19 protein-coding genes are annotated in these 20,900 nt (G+C 70.2%); 2 read left to right on the top strand and 17 right to left on the bottom strand.

The window, feature by feature from the left end:
* Positions 1-23: 23 nt before the first annotated feature.
* The 5 genes from mftR to AAW13_RS34375 all read right to left on the bottom strand — a co-directional run bounded on the left by mftR (position 24) and on the right by AAW13_RS34375 (position 7,256).
* Positions 24-656: a mycofactocin system transcriptional regulator gene (gene mftR, locus AAW13_RS34395; RefSeq protein ID WP_046731303.1), complete on the bottom strand. Its 633-nt coding sequence runs from the start codon at positions 654-656 to the stop codon at positions 24-26.
* 288 nt (positions 657-944) lie between these two features.
* The gene (locus tag AAW13_RS34390; protein ID WP_240528812.1) at positions 945-4,622 is read right to left on the bottom strand and encodes a family 78 glycoside hydrolase catalytic domain; all 3,678 of its coding nucleotides are present in this window, start codon (positions 4,620-4,622) and stop codon (positions 945-947) included.
* A gap of 345 nt (positions 4,623-4,967) precedes the next feature.
* A complete protein-coding gene (locus AAW13_RS34385) occupies positions 4,968-5,201 on the bottom strand; it encodes a ferredoxin (protein ID WP_046731302.1) in 234 nt (77 codons plus the stop codon).
* A complete protein-coding gene (locus AAW13_RS34380) occupies positions 5,201-6,394 on the bottom strand; it encodes a cytochrome P450 (RefSeq protein WP_046731301.1) in 1,194 nt (397 codons plus the stop codon). Before AAW13_RS34380 ends, AAW13_RS34385 begins: the two co-directional genes overlap by 1 nt.
* Before the next feature lie 25 nt (positions 6,395-6,419).
* Complete coding sequence (locus AAW13_RS34375; RefSeq protein ID WP_046731450.1) at positions 6,420-7,256, bottom strand: mycofactocin-coupled SDR family oxidoreductase; 837 nt, start codon at positions 7,254-7,256, stop codon at positions 6,420-6,422.
* Between the two features lie 247 nt (positions 7,257-7,503).
* Here AAW13_RS34375 and AAW13_RS34370 point away from each other — a divergent pair, with 247 nt between their 5' ends.
* Both AAW13_RS34370 and AAW13_RS34365 read left to right on the top strand, forming a co-directional pair.
* Positions 7,504-8,097 carry a TetR/AcrR family transcriptional regulator gene (locus AAW13_RS34370; protein WP_046731300.1) on the top strand — a complete coding sequence of 198 codons (594 nt, stop codon included), beginning with the start codon at positions 7,504-7,506 and terminating at the stop codon, positions 8,095-8,097.
* Positions 8,098-8,260: 163 nt separating this feature from the next.
* Positions 8,261-8,878: a TetR/AcrR family transcriptional regulator gene (locus tag AAW13_RS34365; protein WP_046731299.1), complete on the top strand. Its 618-nt coding sequence runs from the start codon at positions 8,261-8,263 to the stop codon at positions 8,876-8,878.
* Positions 8,879-8,963: 85 nt separating this feature from the next.
* On the opposite strand, the gene AAW13_RS34360 is transcribed toward AAW13_RS34365, so the two are convergent.
* The 12 genes from AAW13_RS34360 to AAW13_RS34305 all read right to left on the bottom strand — a co-directional run bounded on the left by AAW13_RS34360 (position 8,964) and on the right by AAW13_RS34305 (position 20,899).
* Complete coding sequence (locus tag AAW13_RS34360) at positions 8,964-9,275, bottom strand: hypothetical protein (RefSeq protein ID WP_046731449.1); 312 nt, start codon at positions 9,273-9,275, stop codon at positions 8,964-8,966.
* 386 nt (positions 9,276-9,661) lie between these two features.
* Positions 9,662-11,242 (bottom strand): COG1361 family protein, encoded by a 1,581-nt coding sequence (locus tag AAW13_RS34355; RefSeq protein ID WP_046731298.1) that lies wholly within the window; start codon positions 11,240-11,242, stop codon positions 9,662-9,664.
* A gap of 159 nt (positions 11,243-11,401) precedes the next feature.
* On the bottom strand, positions 11,402-12,637 hold the full coding sequence (locus tag AAW13_RS34350) for a cytochrome P450 (protein ID WP_046731297.1): 1,236 nt from the start codon (positions 12,635-12,637) through the stop codon (positions 11,402-11,404).
* A 90-nt stretch (positions 12,638-12,727) separates the two neighbouring features.
* Positions 12,728-13,894 (bottom strand): GNAT family N-acetyltransferase, encoded by a 1,167-nt coding sequence (locus AAW13_RS34345; RefSeq protein WP_143145064.1) that lies wholly within the window; start codon positions 13,892-13,894, stop codon positions 12,728-12,730.
* Positions 13,895-13,928: 34 nt separating this feature from the next.
* Positions 13,929-14,489 (bottom strand): LOG family protein, encoded by a 561-nt coding sequence (locus AAW13_RS34340; protein WP_046731448.1) that lies wholly within the window; start codon positions 14,487-14,489, stop codon positions 13,929-13,931.
* A 54-nt stretch (positions 14,490-14,543) separates the two neighbouring features.
* Positions 14,544-15,098 (bottom strand): non-canonical purine NTP pyrophosphatase, encoded by a 555-nt coding sequence (locus AAW13_RS34335; protein ID WP_107483478.1) that lies wholly within the window; start codon positions 15,096-15,098, stop codon positions 14,544-14,546.
* A complete protein-coding gene (locus tag AAW13_RS34330; protein WP_167391761.1) occupies positions 15,095-15,703 on the bottom strand; it encodes a YqcI/YcgG family protein in 609 nt (202 codons plus the stop codon). Before AAW13_RS34330 ends, AAW13_RS34335 begins: the two co-directional genes overlap by 4 nt.
* Positions 15,704-15,790: 87 nt before the next feature.
* On the bottom strand, positions 15,791-16,444 hold the full coding sequence (locus tag AAW13_RS34325) for a class I SAM-dependent methyltransferase (protein WP_046731294.1): 654 nt from the start codon (positions 16,442-16,444) through the stop codon (positions 15,791-15,793).
* Positions 16,445-16,504: 60 nt separating this feature from the next.
* On the bottom strand, positions 16,505-17,605 hold the full coding sequence (locus AAW13_RS34320; RefSeq protein WP_167391760.1) for a PLP-dependent lyase/thiolase: 1,101 nt from the start codon (positions 17,603-17,605) through the stop codon (positions 16,505-16,507).
* Complete coding sequence (locus tag AAW13_RS34315; protein WP_046731292.1) at positions 17,602-18,396, bottom strand: SAM-dependent methyltransferase; 795 nt, start codon at positions 18,394-18,396, stop codon at positions 17,602-17,604. Before AAW13_RS34315 ends, AAW13_RS34320 begins: the two co-directional genes overlap by 4 nt.
* Complete coding sequence (locus AAW13_RS34310) at positions 18,393-19,661, bottom strand: MFS transporter (protein ID WP_046731291.1); 1,269 nt, start codon at positions 19,659-19,661, stop codon at positions 18,393-18,395. Before AAW13_RS34310 ends, AAW13_RS34315 begins: the two co-directional genes overlap by 4 nt.
* Positions 19,658-20,899, bottom strand: coding sequence for an ATP-grasp domain-containing protein (locus tag AAW13_RS34305; protein ID WP_052768628.1), 1,242 nt, complete (start codon positions 20,897-20,899; stop codon positions 19,658-19,660). The genes AAW13_RS34310 and AAW13_RS34305 overlap by 4 nt, the downstream gene beginning before the upstream one ends.
* Position 20,900: the final 1 nt, after the last annotated feature.

The following is a 20,900-nucleotide window of genomic DNA, read 5'->3' as shown; positions in this document are numbered from 1 at the left end:
GGCCGTCGGTTCCGGCGCCGCGGCTACCCTCGAACGGCGAGATCCCGGTATCCGGACGTGAGTTGCCGGACGGACAGGTCCAGCAGTTCGCCCAGGTCCGCGTCCTCGTCTTCCAGCCACTGCTCGTACGCGGTGACGCAGGCCGCCAGGACAGTGCTGCCGATCAGCCGGGGCAGCAGGTCGAACGCGGGGCGGCCCAGGCGGCGTGCCGCGAATTCCGTGACGAGGGACCGCCACGACGCGTACCGCAGGGCCGAGTCCGCCTGAAGCGCCGGCACGCCCAGGATGAGCGCCATGCGCTGCCGGTGCCAGGGCACCATCGCCGGGTCGAACCGGTTGAACTCGACGACCGCCTCGCGCAGCGCGTCCATCATCGGCGTCGCCGGGTCGGCCGCCGTCAGCAGGGCGTCGAGCCTGGCCAGTTGTTCTTCGAAGTCGCCCCACACGAGGTCGTTCTTGGAGGCGAAGTAGCGGAAGAAGGTGCGTCGGCCGATGTTCGCCGCAGCGGCGATGTCGTCGACCGTCGTGTGGTCGAAGCCGCGCTCCGCGAACAGTTCGAAGCCCAGTCGTTCGAGTTCTGCCCGTGAGGTCGCGCGCGGTCGGCCCTGACGCACGGACCGCGCACACACCGCCGCGTCGCCCGGTGGCGGCTCCATCCACGACCCCTTCCTCCGGCCCACAGCGAGAGACCCCGCGCCCCACGCACTGTGCCCTCCATCCTCGCACCTGGCGCCGGGAGCTCCTCCCCGCTCAGCGCGTGTGACACCCGTTGCCATGACGCCCGACAACACCCCCACCCATAGCGCTCCGGTCACGAACTCCAAGGAAGGGCTACGGAGCGCAGCGGCGACGCCTGCGACAGCTCGACGAGGGAGGGCCGCTTCCGTCGGGTGCCGGGCTCGTCCCCGGGACCCGGCCACCGACGAACGCCGACCGGCCGTTCGTCACGCGTTGAAGCGGTACGTCCCCGTTCGGGCCCGGTACACCTGGTAGGCGGCGCCGCCGGAGGTGTCCTCGCGGACGAGGGTCACGCCCGCCGGGGCGGTGACGGGCTTGCCCTGGGTGGGCACCCAGATCTCGGCCTCCGTGTTGTGGGGCACGGTCACGGCGAGGTCGATCCGGCCGTCCGTACGGCGCCGCCACTCGGAGGCGACCTTGCCGCGCACGGTGTCGATCGAGGCGCCGACGTGGTCGAGGGTCGCCGGTGACAGGTCGGTGTCGTCGACGCTCTTCGGCACCTGGCTGTTGACCGCGGCCGAGGGGATGTACGGCCGGATGCGCAGCGTCTCGTAGGCGATGGAGGTCGGCTTGATGCCGGCCAGGCTCTGGTAGAACCAGGTGGCCACGTTGGAGCGGTAGTGGTGGTCGACCGAGAGCCGGTCGGTCCACTGTTCCCACAGCGAGGTCGCGCCCTTGGCGATCTGGTGGACGTAGCCGGGGACGCCGGTCTGGGTGACGGCCCGCAACGCGACGTCCGTGTAGCCGTACTCGCTGAGGATGTTGAACTCGTAGCGCGAGCCGTACATGTCGTTCTGGATGTGCCGGCCGGCGGCCGTGATGCGGTCGGCGAGCAGGGTGGCGAGAGCCTGCCTGTTCTCCGCGAGTGTCCTCGTGCCGGCCAGGTAGCGGGGATCGTCATGCTCCAGGTCGGAGCCGGGGACCAGGTCGAAGGCGATGGCCATGGCGTTCTCGCTGGAGATGCTGCCCTGGGTGAAGCTGCCCTGGGAGGCGTCCCAGTAGGCGGCGATGAACGCCCTGCGCAGGGTGTCTGCCAACTTCGCGTAGTGGGAGGCGCGTCCGGTACGGCCGAGACCGCGTCCCACCTCGTCCATGTAGTCGCAGAAGTGGATGTAGAAAGCGAGGCTGATGACGGCGTTGCTGCCCGGCGCCTCGGCGCCCGAGTAGGCGCCCAGCGACGCCTCGAACCGGTAGTCGTTCTCTGCGGTGAACAGCGTCTCGTAGTACGTGAGAAGGGCGTCCTGGTGGTCGTAGAGCTCGGCGAACAGGCTGCTGTTGCCGTAGTACCGGTACAGCTCCCTCGGGATGACGAAGTACGCCGAGTCCCAGGCCGGGACGGCCTTCCAGGCGGAGCTCCAGCCCGGGGTGTGATCGTAGCCGTAGCCGCCCTTGGCGATGGGGACGAACATGGGCAGCTGGCCGGTGGAGATCTGGGTGTCGGGGAAGTGCCGCAGGTAGGTGGTGAGAACGGCGTTGACGTCCCAGGTGAGGGACTCGGACTCGGAGCTGGCCATGGCGTCGCCGGTCCAGCCGTTCTTCTCCCGGGACGGGGTGTCGGTGGGCTTCTGGACGAGGTTGTTCCGCTCGGCCCACTCCAGGTTGCGCTGGATCCTGTTGATGAGGGCGTTGTCCGTGATGAAGGTGCCGGTGCGGGCGAAGCCGGTGCGGGCGACGCCGACGGTGAGGACGGACGCGTCGCGCTCGGGATCGGGGGCGCGTCCGAGTACGGCCTCCAGGTTCATGACCTCCAGGTAGCGGAAGCCGAAGTGGCTGAACTGCTGTTCCCAGGTCTGGGTCGGGCGCCGGCTGACGGTGTAGTAGTGCGTCTGGAGGTCGGCGTCGTGCTGGAAGTTCTCCTCCTCGACGGAGAAGGGAGAGGCGGTGGTGCCGTCGCCGCCGGTGATGCGGTTGCCGCCGCGGAGGCGGAGGGTGAGGCCCTCCTTGTCGGGGCGCAGCCCGGTGAGGGACAGGCGGACGAGACCGGTCACGATCTGGCCGTAGTCCAGGATCCAGATGCCTGATCCGGGTGCCGTCTCGGTGAAGGCGACCGGGCGCAGCGTCTGGTCGACCAGCACCGGATCCGCCTCGTGGGCGCGCAGGACGGCCGCTCTGAAGCCCGCGGGGATCCTCGTGGCAGGCAGCGCGCCGTGGTACTCGGGGGACGGGCCGGAGCAACTGCCCGGCGGGATCAGCACGGTGGCCCGGCGCCAGTCACGGCCGGTGTGGTAGCCGACCGAGCGCCACTCCCCCAGCGCGTCGGCCCGGCGGGCGTCGTACTTCTCCCCCGAGTAGACCGAGTCGAAGGTCGTGGGTCCGTCCACGGTGAGCCAGTCCTCGTCGGTGACGAGGGTCGTGGTGGAACCGTCGGTGCAGGTCACGACCAGCTTCGCGCGCACCCGGGGCGGGCCGGCGTAGGGGGCGAGGTGCCAGTACCACTCCTGCGGTGTGGTGAGCCCGTACCAGCCGCGGCCGAGTTCGGCGGCGACGACGTTCTCGCCGCCCGTCCGGACCAGCGCGGTGACGTCGAAGGTGTCGTAGAGGACCGTACGGTCGTAGGTGCTCTGGTCGGTGAGCAGCCGCGGCACGTTGGTCCCGTCGCCGGACGCCGGCTTGCCGTCGACGGTGATCGGGTGACCGTTGACGGTGAAGGTGACGTTGCCGGCGGCGCTCAGGTGCAGGCGTGCCTTGGCGACGCGACGGCCGCGGGGCAGGGTGAAGGCGCGGCGCAGCAGGGGGGCGGGGTTGGCGATGGGCAGGATCGCGTTCTTGGCGGGGATGTAGGGGTTCCTGGGCGGGAAGGTCAGGCCGGCGAGGGTGGCGATGCCGCTCTCGAACGGGTTGGCGCCGGTGGTGAGGTCGACGGCGAAGTCGGGGGCGCCGGTGCCGGTCACCCTGGCGCTGCGGATGGTGGCGTCGGTGCCGCCCGCGAAGCCGAAGCTGCCGTGGCGGCGGATCTGGTCGCCGGTGAGGGTGCGGCTGTCGACCTCGACGCCGTTGACGCTGGTGGTGACCGTGAGACCCCGTATCCCGACCGTGACCGTGTGGTCGCGGGCGGCCCAGGTGTCCTTGGTCAGCCCGGTGGCGGCGGGGAGGGTGACCGTGCCGACGGGGACCGTGCGGGTGCCCGCGGTGGTCGGGTTGGTCTCGCTCTGCGGGTCGTGGAAGTCGACGCCCCAGTCGGGCTCGGAGGTGCCGTCGTCCACCCAGGTGTTGCCGGCGTAGTGGCTGGTCCTCATGACCAGCTGCATGTCGTCACCGCTCTGGTGGACGGTCCAGTTCAGGCCCTCGCCCCAGGTCTTGCCGACGGGTTCGGCACGCAGCAGCAGGGACAGGCCGCTCGCGGGGTCCGTGCCGCCGCGGAAGACGACGGTGGCGGTCAGGTCCTGCCAGTCGTGGTCCTGGGGTTGCCGGCCGCCGATCCACTGCGCGCCTGACCAGTCCTTCGCGCCCTTCAGCAGGCCGGTCTCCCAGCTCGCGGGCTCGCTCCAGGGGCCGGGGGCGCCCTTCTCGTCCCAGGCCCGCACCCGCCAGAAGTACGCCTGCTCCGACCGCAACGCCCCGCCCCCGTACGGGACCTCGGTGCTGCCGGTGCCCGCCACCTTTCCGCTGCGCCAGACGTCCGCCCTGCCGGGTGCGCTGCCGACCCGGATCTCGTACGCGGTCTGCCTGGCCACCGGCGGGATCCAGCTGAAGGTCGGCGTGGTCTCGGTGCCCAGCGGCTCGGTCCGGGAGTTGACCTGGAGACCGGCCGGGGCGGAAGCGGGTCCGCCGGACGCCCGGACATCCGGGGCGGCGGCGAGCGGGAGGGAGGCTCCCGCGGCCGCCGCCGTCATGATGCCGATCAGGTGCCGGCGGCTCAGCGCACTTCTGTTGCCCTCGTCCACGGGTCGTTCCTTTCGTGAGCGGAAGGCGTTCTGAAACGTTTCAATACCTTCCAAGTGGAAAGCTTACGAACGGCCCAGCCGAAGCACAATGGGTCGGCGCGGTCGGACCCGGTCGGGCCCGGAGGCCCACGTCGCCTCGGCCGTGCCGGCGAGGGGGCGGGAACCCGGTCCGCGTGGGCGGTCAGCTTCGAGCCCTCCGGAGGAGTGCAGGGCACGGCTGACTGCTTGCGGGACACATGTCTTCCCTCCCGGGTCGGCACCGAGCGGGCGGGAGAGGCCGGCCGGACGGGACCGGGACGGGGCGGCACACGTGTGATGTCCCGCAGGCCGTCCCGGGCGCGTGTTTCACGACTCCGGTGGAAAGAGCCGCTCCTCGGTGTCGGCGTCGCGTACCGAGATCGCCTCGATCGGGCAGGACTCGGCCACTTCCAGCACCAGTTCGGAGGCCGGGAGAGTCTCGGACCTCGCGTGTCCCTGCCCGCCCTCGTCGAGTTCGAACTCCTCGGGCGCGGAGGCCGCGCACAGTCCCGTGCGGACGCACACCCGCTTGTCCACCGCGACCTTCCAGCGCTGTGTCATCACCGAGCTCCTTCGATGACGAGCGGCAGGGTCTTCCAGCCGCGGACGGTCGAGGTCTGGGCCAGCTCGGCGTGGTCCCAGTCCACGTCCCAGCCGGGGAACCGCTCCAGGATCTCCTCCGCCGCGATCCTGCCCTCCAGCCGGGCCAGTGCCGCGCCCAGACAGTAGTGGGCGCCGACGCCGAAGCTCATGTGCTGGGTGACCCGGTGGATGTCGAAGCGGTCCGGGTCGTCGAAGCGCCGGGGATCCCGGTTGGCGGCGGCCTGGATGAACAGGATCGCGCTGCCGGCCGGCACCGTGCGGTTGTACAGCTCGACGTCCTTGGTCACGTACCGGCCGGTGAACGGACCGGTCGGCTCGAACCGCAGGACCTCCTCGATGGCGTTGGGGATGAGGGACGGATCGGCCGCCAGCGCCCGGCGCGCTTCGGGGTATCTGGCCATCAGGGCGCCGAACCAGCCGATGAGCCGTCCGGTCGTCTCGTTGCCGGCGCCGGCGACGACCGAGCAGTAGGTCAGGACCTCGTCGTCGGTGAGGGTGCGGCTGACACCGTGCTCGTCCTCGAACTCGGTCGTCATCAGCTCGGTCATGAGGTCGTCGGAGGGATGCCGCTTGCGCCACTCGATGTAGTCCTTGAAGGCGTCCGTGCTGAGGATGTCCTCATGGTTGATCTTCCCGCCGTCCTCGGTGCCCAGCGTCTCGTCGGTCCTGTCGCGGATGGCGGGCTGGTCGGCCTCCGGTATGCCGAGCAGCATGCCGATCACCCGCATCGGCAGCTCGGCGCCGACGGCCTCGACCAGGTCGAACCGCCCGGCTCCGGTGACCGGTTCGAGTGCCCGCCGGCAGAAGGCCCGTACCCGCGGTTCCAGTGTGGAGATACGGCGCGGCGTGAACACCCGGGCCAGCAGGCGGCGGTGGATGTCGTGGACCGGCGGGTCCTCGAAGATCAGGGTGCCGGGCGGGAGTGCGATGTCCGCCTGGATGATCTCCAGGATGTCACTGCGGGCGGAGGAGTAGGTCCCCCAGTCCGCGAGACCGTGCTGGACGTCGGAGTGACGGCTGACGGCGTAGAAGTCGTGCTGCTCGTTGTAGTAGAGCGGCGCTTCCTCACGAAGGCGCGCGTAGAGGGGATAGGGGTCGACGGCGAGGGCGGGGTCGTAGGGGTCCCAGTAGATCGTCCCATTGCGGGTCATGAGCACAACTCCTCTGCTGTGCGGGTCACTTGAGCAGGGCGCCCGCGTCGATCGGCAGGGTCACACCGGTGACGTAGCGGGACTCGTCGGAGGCGAGGAAGAGGACGGCGTTGCTGATGTCCACCCCCTCCACCCAGGGCGTGGGCAGCACGTGCATGCCCTGGGACACCGCGGCGAAGTCGTCGGCGGTGGGGTTCTCCAGGTCGGGGCGGAACATCCGGTAGGTGCCCTCGTGCATCACCATCGGCGTGTTGACCTGGGTGGGGTGCACCGTGTTGACGCGGATACCGTGCGGCCCCAGCTCCCCCGCCAGCGTCCGCATCAGGCCCACCACGCCGTGCTTGGCGGCGATGTAGTGGCCGATGTTCGCATAACCCTTGAGACCGCCCACCGAGCTGGTCAGGATGATCGAACCGCCCCGGCCGCCGGCGACGATGTGCGGGATGGACACCTTCGCGGAGAGCCATACGCCGGTCAGGTTGACGTCGATCATGTCGCGCCAGGTCTTCTCGGGCATGACGTCGAGCGTGGCGCCGTCGCTGCCGAGACCCGCGTTGGCCACGACGACGTCCAGGCGGCCGAACGCGGCCACCCCGTCGTCCACGGCCGCCTTGAGCGCGTCGTGGTCGCGCACGTCCGCCTGCACCGCGTGGATACGGCGGCCGAGTTTCCGCACCTGGTCGACGGTCTCCTCCAGGTCCTCGGGCGTCGACATGGGGAAGGTGACGCCGTCAAGCTGCTTGCACACGTCGACGGCGATGATGTCGGCGCCCTCCTCGGCCAGCCGTACGGCATGGCTGCGGCCCTGGCCGCGGGCGGCGCCGGTGATGAACGCGACCTTGCCTTCGACTCGTCCGGGCATGACTACCTCGATTCCTCGTACGGGTTGCGGTGTGGTGACGGATTCGTCGGGGCCCGCGGCCGTCTTCGGCGCGGGCGACTCCGGTGCGGGTGCGGCGAGTTCGGAGGCCAGGTGCTCGGCGAACCGCCTGGTACCCATACAGCGAGCCATCGACCGGGCCCTCCGTGTGCACTGAACGAGTGTTCAACACGAGTGCTGAACACTTGTTTAACAGCGCTCCCGGCGGCCGTCAAGGACAATGAGCGGCATGACTGCGCCTCGCCGTATGGGCACCGAGAACTCCAAGACGCGCCAGGTCCTGCTCGACGTCGCCGAGCGGCTGATGCTGGACGAGGGATACGCCTCCGTGGGCATCCGCAGGGTGGCGCGCGAGGCCGGGGTGGCGCCGGCGCTGGTGCTGTACTACTTCCGCACGCTGGACGATCTGTTCCTGGCGATGCTGCGGCGGCGCGGCGACCACGAGATGGAGCGGGTCGTCCGCCTGCTGGACGGCCCGCAGCCGCTGCACACCCTGTGGCGGATCGCCAGCCACCCGGGCAACGCACTGACCACGGAGTTCGCCGCCCTGGCCAACCACCGCAAGGCGATCCGCGCCGAACTCGCCGCCTTCGCCGACCGCTACCGCGAGGCACAACTGGCGGCACTCACCCGGCGACTCGCGGAGACGGGCGTCGAACTGCCGCCCGAGGTGTCGCCGGCCGTACTGCTCATGCTGACGAACGCCCTCGGCCGGATCATCATGATGGAGAACACGATGGGCATGACGACCCGGCACGAGGAGGCGCTCGCGTTCGTGGAGCGCTTCCTGCACCACTACGAGGGTGACGCCGAAGAGGGTTGACGGTACCCCTGCCCACCTCCGGCTGCCGCACGGGAGTGCGGGTGCCCGTCCCCGGCGCCCCTGGAGCGAGCGGACACGAATCCGGACCATGTGGTAGATTTTAAGGTCGGACCGACGCGCTCCACCCGCCCGGACCGGCCTCGTCGAGGAGAGTGAACACACCGTGGGACAGGCGAAATCGCGAGGACCCTACGCCAAGACGCCGGCCCGCAAGGCGGAGATCGTCCGGGCGGCACGCGACAGCTTCGCCGAGCGCGGGTACGCCAACTCCTCCCTGCGCGACATCGCGGAACGGGCCGGCATCACCCACGCCGGGCTCCTCCATCACTTCCACAACAAGGACGAACTCCTCGCCGAGGTGCTCGCCGACCGCGATTCCGAGGAGTGGCGGCAGGGCCTGGACGAGGTCGACAGTCCCGACCAGCTCGGGCCCTACCTCGCTGAGCTCATGCGGCGGCATCAGCACACCCCGGAGCTGATGCGCCTGTGGATCGAGCTCGCGGCGGCGGCCTCACGGCCGGATCACCCCGCGCACACGTATTTCGTCGAACGTTACGAACGCAGCCGCGCCCAGTTCGTCGGCGGATTTCCCGACGAGACGTCTCGGGGCAGGCTCCGGGAGGGCGTCAGCCCGGAGAGCGCCGCGGTCCTCTTCCAGGCCGTGCTCAACGGACTCCAATTGCAGTGGGTGCTCGACCAGGAGCTCGACATCGTCGGGCCGGTCACCGACTTCGTACGGCTGCTCTTCGAGCAGGACACCGAGGTACCACCTCGGAGTTGAGCACTACCCGGGCGGCCTCGCGCCTGCCACACAGGACCGGACGGCACTCCGCTGCTACGCGCCGAACACCGTGAGTACCCCTCGGTCAGCAGGACGGCGTGGGGCCGAGCGACGCGAGCCAGGACACGAAGTCCGGGGACACGACGGCGAAGTCCGCGGGGTTCAGGTCGCCCAGGCCGGAGGAGAACACGGCGGAGTCGGGGTCGTCGGCGCGCAGGAGGAACCCGCGGCCACCGCTGTCATCGCCGACGAGCACGTACCCCGGCGCGTACCGCGCGATCTCGTAGGTGGCGTTGCGTTCACCGATGTCCCTCGCCGAGTACACCGCGACCCCGGACTCGGTGAGCAGACCGTCCCTCACCCTCCACAGGGTCACCAGCGCCGAGGGAAGGCTCATCGCCGTCTCGGACCGCGCCCGCGTCACTTCGGCCGGCGTCGCCGCCGTCGGCCTCGGAACCGACTCCACCACGCCGCACCCCTCCCCATGGACTTCAGCCGCCCTGAGGGGCAGTGGCACAGCCACCACCCCCACCAGTACCGCACCCAAGCAAACCACCGCTGCCGGCCGGCAGCGGCAGCGGCAACGGCAGCGGCAGCGGCAACGGCATCGGCGCGGTGAACGACGTTGCCTGGGCCACCGCGTGACCGAGCAGCACCGTGACCACCCTCGCTCCGGTCGGCGCCGGTCCGGACTGTGCCCGGACCGGCGCCCGCCGTCTCGGCCCCGCCCAGCGGCTGCGGACGGAGCGCGGCTCGCGAGGTGACGGAACGCCGGTCCGGGCGTCAGCGGCCGCTCCGCGGACGCGACCTCCGTGCCGTCAGGAACGCCAGCGTGCCGCCCGCCACCAGGAGGGCGGCGGTACCCACCTTCAGCAGGACCCCGCCGGCGCCCGTGGCGGCGAGCCCGCCTCCGGTCGTCGTCCCGTTTCCGGTACCCGCCCCGGAGCCGGACGAGCCCGCGGTGGCCGTGGCCGACGGGGACGCGGAGGCACTGGGCGACGGGCTGGGCGTCGCCGAGCCGGTGGCGCTGACCGTGATCGCCGCGGTGTCGTTCGCCGTGTCGTCGTCACGGTTGGGGTAGTCGGGGTTCGCCGCCGCCTTCACGCTGCCCCGGGCGCCGGGGACGACCCGGTCGATCCGCACCGTGAACTCCTGGGTCACGGAGTCGCCCGGCCGGAAGTCCGTACTGCTGATGTCGCAGGTGTAGCTCTTCGCGCCGGCCTTCCGCGGTGTGCAGTTCCACAACGGCCCGGGGTCGCCCTGCTCGCCGGGGCCTGGTGCGCCGGTGATGGTGGTGCCGGCGGGCGGGGTCACCACGAAGGTGCCGGAGTTGTCGGCGTCCATCCACCGGAAGTTCATCCGGCCCGGCCCGGTGTTGCGCACGCCCACGGTGATTTTCACGGTCTCGCCGACCTTGCCCTCGACCGTGTCTCCGAGCGCCTGGTAGTCGGCGTGCTGGGTGGTGGCGAACGTGCCGTACCCGGAGCCGGTGAACCCGGAGCCTGGGGCGACGGACTTGAGGCCGAGCGGGGCGCCGGTGCCGGTCTCGGGGAAGTCGGACGGGTCGAAGGAGTCGGGCGCGCTGCCGCCGACCGGCCACACGACGTAGGTGTTGTAGCCGTACATCGTGTCCGCTGCGGCGGTGTAGCGCAGCGGCGCGTCCGTCTCGTAGGCCGAGCCCGGCGCGACCGGGGTGTCGAACCGGCACCAGGCTCCGACGTCGGACCCGTTCGAGTAATGGCAGTTGGAGTGAGCGCGGGCGAGGGAGACGCCCTCGGAGTCCTGCACCAGCAGCATGACGCCCTTGTCGGCGGGGGCGGCGCCGGTGTCGGCGAAGGCCGGGGTGCGCTCGAAGACGGTGCCGGGCGCGATGCCCTTCAGTGCCGGGTAGGGCCGGGTGGCGAGTTTCGGGCCGCCGACCAGGACGTCCGTCCTCGCGGTCACGGTGGACGCGTCGGAGGCGGTGGCGGTGTAGGTGACGGCACCGGTGTCGCCCGCCTTGGCGGCCGCGGTGGGCTTCAGGAAGAACGGGTCGATCGACTCCCTGCCCGACAGCGGGCCGATGTCGCACCTGACCTTGAGGGCGCCGGTGCTCACGCAGTCCCCCGTGACCTCCATCGTCGCCTTCCCGGCGAGGGACGAGGCGTCGACCGTGACCGAGACGTCATGGGCGTCCCCGCCCGAGGCGGTGATGCCGAGGTCCAGGTTCGGACCCTCACCCTCGGTGGGGAGGTAGTAGTTCTCCTGGGCGTCCAGGACGAGTGTCGTTCCGGCGGCGTGCGCGGCCGGGGTCGCGACCGCCAGGACGGCGGTCGCGAAAGCGGCGGCCGCCGCTGTCCGCCACGTTCTGCGTATCGTCAGCACGCTACATGGACACGCGGGAACACCAGAAGGTTGCGCCCAGGTGTCCACCAGCCGACGGGCACCCACCCTTCCGGGAACCCATCCGGGAACCTTTCCGGAGCATCCGAACCGCCCAGGCCGTCGGTCGGTCGCGGGGCGTGTCCGCCCGTGGGCGGCGCCCTACCAGGTCACGGGCAGCTCCACCGGTCCGTAGACGTTCATGCGGTGCCTGAACTCCAGTTCCTCCAGCGGCTTGACGCTCTTCAGTCCGGGCAGGCGTCGCACCAGGCCGGTCAGGGCGGACTGCAACTCGACGCGGGCCAGCGGGAGTCCCAGGCACTGGTGGACGCCGAACCCGAATGCCAGGTGCTGGCGCGGCGGGCGGCGGACGTCCAGCCGCTCGGGGTCGTCGAAGACGCGCGCGTCGCGGTTGGCGGCCGCGAGCTGGATCAGGACGCCCTCGCCGGCCCGGACGGTGACACCGCCGATCTCCAGGTCCTCCGTCGCCACGCGCGGCAGGCCCGTGTGGATGATGGTCTGATACCGCAGCAGTTCCTCCACGGCCCCGGGAATCAGACCGGGGTCCTCGCACAGTGCCGCCCACTGGTCCGGGGTCTCCAGCAGGTTCAGCACACCGATGCCGATCATGTTGGCGGTGGTCTCGTGACCGGCGACCAGCAGGACGGCGGCCATGCCGACGACCTCGTCGTGGGTGAGGTGTCCCGGCGCCTCCTGGTCCGCGACCAGCCGGCTGAGCAGGTCGTCGTCCGGTCGGCCGGCCTTGTGGACGGCCAACCGGTCGAAGTAGTCCCGCAGTTCCTCACGTGCGGCGAGGACCCGGTCGACGCCCGCCGTCTGGTCGAGCATCAGACGGCTCTGCTCCTGGAAGAAGTCGTGGTCCCGGTACGGCACCCCCAGCAACTTGCAGATCACGAGGGACGGCAGCGGCAGCGCGAAGGCACCGACCAGGTCCGCCGTCGTACCGGACCGCGTCATGTCGTCGATCAGCGACGCCACCAACGCGTCGACCTCGGGACGCATCAGCTGCATGCGCTTGACGATGAACTCCGGTATGAGCATGCGGCGTTGCCTGGTGTGCTCGGGAGGGTCCATGCGCAGGAACCCCACGGGCAGGTCCTGGTTCCGCTGGAGCTTCTGCACCGGGGAGATGAAGGGGAACCCGGGGCGGCGCAGATCCGCGCTCAGCCTGGGGTCACGCAGCGCCTGCCGCGCGTCGGCGTAGCGGGTCACCAGCCAGGGGCGACTGCCGTCCCAGAGCGTGACCCTGGCGACGGGGCGTTCCTCGCGTAACTCCCCCACCAACGGAGGCAGATCGAACGGGCATCCGGTGCGGACGGTGGGATACGTCGGCGCGGTGTCGGAGCCGGCGCGGTGGACAGTACCGGTTTCAGGCATGAGATGGATCCTCCAGAACGGTGCAACGTCGGTGGGTGACGGGCGTATGGCGTGCGGGAGCGCCGTCCGCGCCGCAGTGGCCGGCCCCGCTCAGGTCTGCCACGCGAAGGAGTCGAGCCGGCGCCGGCCCGCGGCGTCGATCGCGGCCGCCGTACCGGCGACGACGTCGTGCAGGTCCTCCGGTGCCCGGAGGTAGCTGATCCGGCGCTCCAGCGCGCACCCGCGGAAGGCCTTGGCCTCGTAGGACTCGGGTCCGTAGACGATGGAGTGCACGTCCTCAACGGCGGCGATGCGGATCAGGCCGTAGTAGCAGAGATTGAAGTAGGTGAAGGCCCTTCGCTCGTCGGGGCCGACTCCGATCATCTTGGGATGGAACACCTGGTTCGCTTCGTAGAAGACGACGAAGCCGACCAGGGTGTCCCCGCGCCAGGCCTCCAGCACTCTGCCCCGGCCGGTGGGGTTGGCCTTGATGGAGCTGATCAGAGTGCGGGATCCTGCGACGTGGACGTCGTGGCCGTAGCGCCGCAGGTGCTCGCAGTGCAGGTGTGCGTGTCTGTCGTCCAGGTCGTCGATGGTGGTTTCGCGCAGGGTCGCGCCCGACTCCTCGAAGCCCCGTATCTCCCGGCGGACACGTGTCGGTCTGGGACTGCGCAGACCGCCCAGGTAGCCGTCGAGGTCCGGCCACGAGACGGGGAGAACGCAGTCGCCCACGAACGCGTACGACACGTATCCCCGGTGCTCCAGCACCCGCCGCAGGGCCATGTCCCGTTCCGGTACGTGCATCACGGCTGTGGTCTCCAGGCCCTGCTCGGCGCACAGGTGTTCCAGTTCGTCCACCAGTTCCCCGACCACGCCGTCGTCCGCCCCCGGGGCTCTGAGCAGCCCCGGGAGGTAGCCGCTGGGCAGGACGGACACCAGCGCCGGAGCGAGCCGGGCCGCGGCCTTCTCCAGTCGCCCGGCGTGATCGGAGAGCCACCGTTGTTCCTCCGGGCTGAGGAAGGGCCGCAGGGCCGGGTCCTGGCGGACCAGCTGGGTGACGGGGTTGTTGTAGAACCAGCTTTCCTCGGTCATGTGGTAGGCGACGAGCCCGCCTCGCGGGGCGAACTCACCGTCGAGGACCGAGTAGTGGCGGTCGCCGGCCTCCCGGCTCTCCGCCGTGCGCAGCCAGTTGGGCAGCGAGTAGAGACTCTCCGCGAGCAGGGACCAACGCCCCGCCACCGCGTTCATTTCTTGTGCCCGCAGGATCGGCGTCTCCACTCGAAAGTCCTCCCTTGTTCGTCCGGACGGGCCGTCAGTTGGCGATGGCGGCCTGTGCTCTTTCCTCGATGTACTTCTCGACGTAGTCGAGTGCCTGCTTGCCCGTGTCGGCGAAGTACATCAACTGGGACAGGGGTACGGGCAGGAAGCCCTCGGCCTCCATACGCACGAGCTGGGTCCTGAGCCCGTCGTAGAAACCCGCGGTGTTCACCACGACGACAGGCTTGTCGCACAGTTCGTGCTTCTTCAGCTCCAGGATGTCGGTGGTCTCGTCCAGGGTTCCGGTGCCTCCGACGAGCATGATCACGGCGTCCGCCTTGTCCAGCAGGAGCGCCTTGCGTTCACCCAGGTCCTTGGCGATCACGATCTCGTCGCAGCCGGGTCGTACGACGTGTGTCAGGAACTCCACGGAGACGCCGCACAGCCGTCCGCCCGCCGCCTGGACGCCGTCCGCGAGCACCTTCATCAGGCCCACGTCCGATCCGCCCCACACCAGCGTGTGGCCTGACCTGCCGAGCAGCTCCGCGAATTCACGGGTCGGTCCGACGTAGCGCTCGTCGAGGTCCGCGGCGGAGAGGAAGACGCATATGTTCACCATGCCTCCTTGGGGGGGGGTGGGGGGATGTGCTTGTCGGCCGGCGCGCGGCGCTCACCGCCTCGCGGCGGTTCGCTTGGCGATCCAGTCCCGGGCCGCCAGGAGCGGCTCCCGCCGCATGGTCCAGCGCATCCGGTCGTCGAAACCCATTTCGCCGAGGGTGAGTCCGGTGCCCTTCACCTCGAAGACCGGTGTCCAGCCGCCGAGTTGGCCCCGGCCGTCGACCAGTCTCCCCTCGGTGTGCCCCTCCCACACCTCGCACTCGCCGTCGAACACGACGCCCACCGCGCTGGTGGCGATCGCCGTGACGGGCCCGTGGGACGGGAAAGCCTCCTTGAGTCCCTGGGCGCCCAGTCCGTCCACGAACCACTTGACGAGCGCGCCGGGCAGGCCGTTCCAGGCCGCCACGGCGAGTCCCGTGTCCTCGACGATGACCGGTGCGGGAAGCCGCAGGGCCGCGACCTGTTCGAGTTTGTGCTCCACCACCCGCCGCACGTCCACCGACTGCACTTCCAGCAGATCGGCGCGCAGAACGTCGACCTCGGGGAAGATGCTGCGGACTTCTTCGAGTTTGATGGAGTTCTGACTGGCGAGAAGTACTTTGTTCACGAGGCCATGAGCCCTCTCTCTACGATGCGTTCCTGGGGAAAGGGCGGTAGATCGTACCAGGCCACCGGCTTGTCTTCGGGGTCCAGCGGGAGGACGAACTTGTGTGCTTCGAGTTCCGGGCTCGGGTACGGGCGTCCGGCTTCGGCGAAACGGGCCCTTATGTTCCCGCGTATCTTCGCGGATCTCGTTCCGAGCCGTGAATGGAAGGAACTGTTCGGCTGCATCAGTACGAAGACGCTGTCGCTGACTCCGTGGGTGTACCGGCTGTGCTCTTTGCCGTAGACGGGTGAGAAGACCGGTGCGAAGTAGTCGACGCCTGCGAAGGAAAGCCGCCACGACGGGGCCAGAATGTCGCGCCGTGCCGGTACGCGCGGGTCGACGGGGTCGCGGACGAACAGCACCTCGACGAGCGTGCGCACCAGCCGCGCCAGTCGGTTGACGCCGTCTCCGACCACCGACTGGGGAAACCGGTACACGAACGCGTCCAGGGCCTCCGTACGCGCGTCCTCGGTGAAGCACGTGAGGGCGTCGACGGACGCTTCCAGATTGGCGCGCAGCGAGCGGCTCTCGTCGTACGCGGGAGCACTGCGCAGTCGCGCCTTCACCGCGAAGGGGCAGAGTGTCCCGGCCACGACCGGAGCCACCGCCTCCAGGATCTCGTCATGTCGTTCGGCGTGCGGCACGGCACGCCCCTAGGCCGACTTGACGCGCACCGCGAGCGCGTGTCCCCACTGATGGTAGTGGTCGACCGGGTACTCGACGTGGGCACGGTCGAGAGTCGGTTCCATGACGCGGTTGTACCGGACGTCCCACTGCGGACGCCGCGCGAAGTAGTCGGCCCACCAGGGGGCCTCGGGACAGTTCGGCCGGCCCTTGTACTTCTCCTCGTAGGGCAGCATGTAGTCGAGGTAGAACAGGCCTCCCGGACGCACCAGATCACCCACCGCGTCCACCATCTCCGTCAGGCTGTGCTCCATGTTGTTGGAGTACTGGAGGGCGCCGCTGGTGAAGACGCCGTCGAACGTCCGGCCGGGCGGCGACTCCATGAAGTCGCCGTGCACGATCTCCACGAGTTCCTCCAGGTTCTCGTCCTTGACCCGCGACTTCAGCCCGGGCATGTGGACCTCGCCCGAGGCGTCGTTCTTCGTGCCACCGAACAGGGCGATCTCGTCGATGTCGATCGCCCACACCTTGAATCCGCGACGCGCGGCGGGAACGACGAACTTGCCGTCCGCGCAGCCGACGACGGCTAAGGTCGGCGCGTTGTCCTTGGCCTGCTCGCCGAGAAGCCTCAGAAAGCGGTAGAAGCGCGACGGCGGGGTTCCCCAGAGGCTGCTGGTCTTCATCGTTTTTCTTCCTTTCCTTGTTCGCCTGTTTGTCCTGTCGGCCGGGAGCCTTTGAACCGGCTAGAAGCCCTTGAAAAGGTGCGATGTGGCGATGAGGACGGTCGGTTCCCCCTCTCTCAGGCGCCCTTGTGCGCGCAGTGTGTCCAGGGCCGCGAAGACCGTGGTGCTGCTGCGCTCCCAGACGTGTCCGCGGCGGCACAGCCGCTGGAACCACTCGTCGGCGACCGCGTCGGGCACCACCACCGCGGAACCCTTGGAGCAGGTGACGGCGCGATGCGCCTGTACGGTCGTGCCGTCGCCCGCGATGGACGACAGCCGCCCGAAGTCGCCGGGGAACCTGTCGGTGAGGGAGGCTCCGTCGAGCACGGCGGAGAGCCGTGGATAGGGCTCGACGAGGTGCAGTCGCGGGATCGGCCGGCCGAGCTGTTCGGCGGCTTCCACGAAGCCGCGGTGGACACCCCAGGCGAGGTCCCCCCGGCTGGACGGCAGGATCACGTGCCGTACCGGCTCGGGCGCCTGTTCCAGGATCTCCCAGGAGATCCGCTTGTAGCCCTCGATGCCGAAGCAGCTGCTGCCGACGACGGGGTGCGTGACGTTGGAGACGGCCAGGGTGTCCGGTGCGCCGGCCAGTTCCTCCACCAGGGCGACGCGCTCCCGGTCCGTGGCGAAGGTCCGCACCTCGGCGCCGAAGCCGGTCAGGTAGGTCCGTACCCGGTCGGGCAGCCAGTCGAAGCCGGCCACAGTGCACCTCAGCCCCGTGGCCGCCGCGTAGGCGGCCACGGAGAGACCCGCGTTGCCCGAGGAACCGATGACCACGCCGCGGTACCCCGAGGCACGGGCGTGTGCCGTGACGAACGCCGAGAACCGGTCCTTGTGCGAGCCGGTCGGATTCACCGCCTCGTTCTTCACCCACACGTTCGCCCGCCGGCCGACCGGCAGCAGCGGGGTCTCCCCCTGGCCCAGAACGGGCACACCCGTGTAGGGGTACCTCTGGTGCGCGGGGGCGGTGTCCGCGTACACGCAGAAGAGGTTGGAGTTCCGTCCACGTGCCGCGCACGACGGGCAGCCCTGCGGATGGTCCGCGACCGGGTGCCGCTCGTCGCACTGGATGCAGCGCAGTGCCTCCAGGTACGGGGACCGCGTGGGGTGAGGAGTCGTCACGTCGTGCCCCATATCAGCCCGGCACCCTGCTCGTACTCCTCGCCGGGCAGACACCACACCGACTCGGGGCCCGACTTCTCGTAGAGGTCGAGCGCGTCGGCGAGCGGGGCGCCGATGCGGGTGTGTCCCTCGGCTCGGCCGAGTCCGTCCAGCAGGTAGGTGGGTGTGTCGGCGGGGCGTTCCGCGAGGTACGTGTCCCGCAGGAGGGTGAAGCGCCGACGGGAGATCTCGGCGGCGGGCCGCTCGGTGGGGAAGAGCTCGGGATGCTGCTCGCCGTTGTGGCGCAGCATGTAGACGACCGTGCCCAGACCGGACAGCGCGGCCCCGCGGATCTGGCGTGCGACTTTTTCGTCGCTGTGGCTGTACAGGCACAGCGACAGTACGGCCACCCCGCCGTTGAAGGGTGCGCCGAGTTCGGCGGAGGCGTACTGCCATGCGGACAGGCCCGGCAGGACGCGGACGTCCGGCAGGGCTCGGTCCCCGGTCCTGTTGAGGTGGTGCAGCGCAGGGCCGGCCATGCCGAGCAGTCCCGGGTCGCCGCCGGAGACGATGACGACCTTCGCGCCGGCGGCGGAGCGTTCGGCGGCGACCCTGGTGCGGACGGCGAAGACGTCCTCCTCGGGTGTCGCCCGGTCCAGGACGTCGAAGCACTCGGCGTCCGGCCCGGCGAGGTGCCTGACGCTGTTCAGGAAGACCTCGTGTCCGATCAGCACGTCGGCTTCGGCCAGGGCGGCGGCCGTGGACGTGGTGACGTCGGCACCGTAGCCGATCCCGAGGACGGTGACGGTCATCGTGATACATCTCCCTTGGTGCTCGGATCCGGTGCGCGGTCGTCGTGCCGTGTGGCCTGCGACCGGCCGGTCCGGGGCGTGGTGGGCAGCAGGGGGCCGAGGACGAGGACGGCGGCCATCAGCATCGGGGCGAGGACCCAGTAGCCGTTCCAGACGTCCGCGGACGAGGAGTGCGCGGCACCGATCAGCGACGCGCCGAGGTAGGCCCCGGCCAGACCTCCGCACGCGTCGCCGACCCCGGACAGCCCGTAGACGGTGGTGGCGTCGTCCGCTCCCTGGGCTCTGACGCGGTCGTCGATCCAGAGGCTCACACCCACCTCCGCCACGCTGAAGATGCCGACCGCCACGAGCCACACCGGCCACAGGTGCCCGGGGGCCGACAGCAGGACGAAACTGGCGGCGAAGAGGGTGAACCCCGCCACGAAGACCGGACGGACGTTCCCGCCCGCGACAACCTTCATCACGGGCGGCTGCACCACGATGACCAGCGACGCGTTGATCAGGAACAGGGCGCCGGCGAGCCAGGTCGAAGGCCCTCGCGAGACGAGGAGGGGGAACGTGCTCTCCAGTTGGACGACCGCGACGCCCAGCAGCGTGGTCGCCGCGGTCACGAGGACGACGGGCCGCCGGACGGCCAGGGCCGCGGCGTTGCGCCAGTACGCCTGGGCGGGCTCGCCGCTGTCCTGTCGTTGCGGCAGGCGCAGCCGCAGCAGCAGGACGTTGAGGGCGCCGAAGGCCACTGCGGCGAGCAGGAACAGACCCCGTGGCCCCTGCACGAACACGAGCATCCCGATGAGCGGCCCCAGCGCGACTCCCGTGTTGGCACACATGTTGCGTGCTGCGATGGCTTCGAGCTGGTGCTCCTCGTCCACCACACGCAACAGGCACGCCTTGGCCACGGGGAAGAACACGCCGGCCCCGACACCGATGAGCAGTACCGCGCAGGTGACCTGTGCGAGGGAGCCGCCGAGCAACAGCAGATAACCGAGCACCCGCAGCAGGTTGCCGAGCAGCATCACGCGGCGCATGCCCCACCGGTGGGCCAGGGCTCCGGCGGCCAGACCCGAGACTCGTGTGCCCCAGTAGTTCAGTCCCAGCAGCAGGCCGACGGTCGCCGAACCGAGTCCGGAGGAGTCGCGCAGATAGAGGCCGAGGTACGGCACGACCAGGAAGACGCCGACGCTGGAAACGAACGCTCCGAAGAGCAGGACCGCGACGGGGCCGTTGCACCAGGACGGCAGCCACAGGCGTGACGAGCGTTTCATCGCGGCCCGGACGGTCCGAGCCCGGTGACCCTCAGGTGCCGGGCGGCGGCGTGGGCTCGGTGCAGCGCGATCTCGGGCGACGGCCCTCGGGCGGTGAGGAAGCCGTAGCAGGCCCGCTGGTCGTCCACACTCTCGATGAGGGAGGCGGAGTCCCTGAGCGGATGCCACTCGATGCCGCCGGGGAACCTGCCGAGTTCCCCGGTGCCGGTGACGTCTCCGAGTTTCCCGTCCTGCGAGGCGTACTTCAGCACTTGGGCGAAGCCACCGGCCACGGGTTCACGCGCGGCGGTCTCCAGGTGCCGGGCGTCGATGTGCGGCTCCGTGGCCTGGAGCAGAAGCAGTTCGAAGGGATCGACGCCGCCGGCCTGGAGGATGCCCTCACCGATCCTGCCGCCGCCCAGTCGCGCGTTGACCTCGACCAGTTCGAATCCGTCCGCCGTGTGCACGAACTCGACATGTGAGAACCCGGTGCCGCGGCGTACGCACGCCAGTACGCGGGACACCCAGTCCGCGATGTCCGTCTCCCATCGGCTGCCCCTGCCGATGGGGAACGTCAGGTCCAGTTCGCGGAACTGCGGCAACTCCGAGACCGTGCGGCTGTTGACGCCGAGGAGCACCGTGCCGGACTCCGCGGTGTACGTTTCGGCGCTGTAGAGCGGGCCGCAGGCGTAGGGCTCCACGGTGATGCGCTCCGCGGGGACGTGCTGCCCGCGCAGCTCCTCGATCGCGTCGGCGACGGACTCCGTTCCGTCCGCGAGCCGGACGTGTCTGCTTCCGGTGCCCTCCGCGTCCTTGACGATGCGCAGCACGGGTTCGGCAGGCAGGTGTCCCGAGCCGGCGAGGGCCGCCCAGTCGGAGCCCCGGACCGCGCGGCCGGTGCTCAGCCCCGCGTCGGCGACCTGGTTGCGTACCCACACCTTGTCGCGCAGTCGGCGTACGTCGCGCAGGACGTTGGGGAAGCCGCGTTCCTCGGCCAGGGTCTCGGCGGTTCCCGCCCAGGTGTCCGTGTTGGAGATCAGGCCGGACACGTCACCCAGGGCGTCGAGCGCGGCGCGCACCGCGTCGATGTCGAAGGTGTCCGCGTCCACCACACGCAGGTAGTCGTTGCCGGCCAGCTGCCGACTGTAGTACTCGCGGTCGAACGTCAGCAGGACCAGCTCGGTCCCGCGACGCCGAGCCGCTTCGGTGAGGCGGTCCAGGCCGTAGGCCAGCGCCTCCAGCATGACGACCCTGGCCACG

The organism is Streptomyces humi (assembly GCF_001005085.2).
Taxonomy (GTDB): Bacteria; Actinomycetota; Actinomycetes; order Streptomycetales; family Streptomycetaceae; genus Streptomyces; species Streptomyces humi.
This window is presented reverse-complemented; position numbering and strand designations above follow the sequence as displayed.

Excerpts from the sequence above, each read along its gene's own strand:
- AAW13_RS34310 (WP_046731291.1), bottom strand. The coding sequence starts at position 19,661 with ATGAAACGCTCGTCACGCCTGTGGCTGCCGTCCTGGTGCAACGGCCCC.
- AAW13_RS34360 (WP_046731449.1), bottom strand. The coding sequence starts at position 9,275 with ATGAGCCTTCCCTCGGCGCTGGTGACCCTGTGGAGGGTGAGGGACGGT.
- AAW13_RS34380 (WP_046731301.1), bottom strand. The coding sequence starts at position 6,394 with ATGACCCGCAATGGGACGATCTACTGGGACCCCTACGACCCCGCCCTC.
- AAW13_RS34370 (WP_046731300.1), top strand. The coding sequence starts at position 7,504 with ATGACTGCGCCTCGCCGTATGGGCACCGAGAACTCCAAGACGCGCCAG.
- AAW13_RS34315 (WP_046731292.1), bottom strand. The coding sequence starts at position 18,396 with ATGACCGTCACCGTCCTCGGGATCGGCTACGGTGCCGACGTCACCACG.
- AAW13_RS34325 (WP_046731294.1), bottom strand. The coding sequence starts at position 16,444 with ATGAAGACCAGCAGCCTCTGGGGAACCCCGCCGTCGCGCTTCTACCGC.
- AAW13_RS34375 (WP_046731450.1), bottom strand. The coding sequence starts at position 7,256 with ATGCCCGGACGAGTCGAAGGCAAGGTCGCGTTCATCACCGGCGCCGCC.
- mftR (WP_046731303.1), bottom strand. The coding sequence starts at position 656 with ATGGAGCCGCCACCGGGCGACGCGGCGGTGTGTGCGCGGTCCGTGCGT.
- AAW13_RS34350 (WP_046731297.1), bottom strand. The coding sequence starts at position 12,637 with ATGCCTGAAACCGGTACTGTCCACCGCGCCGGCTCCGACACCGCGCCG.
- AAW13_RS34385 (WP_046731302.1), bottom strand. The coding sequence starts at position 5,201 with ATGACACAGCGCTGGAAGGTCGCGGTGGACAAGCGGGTGTGCGTCCGC.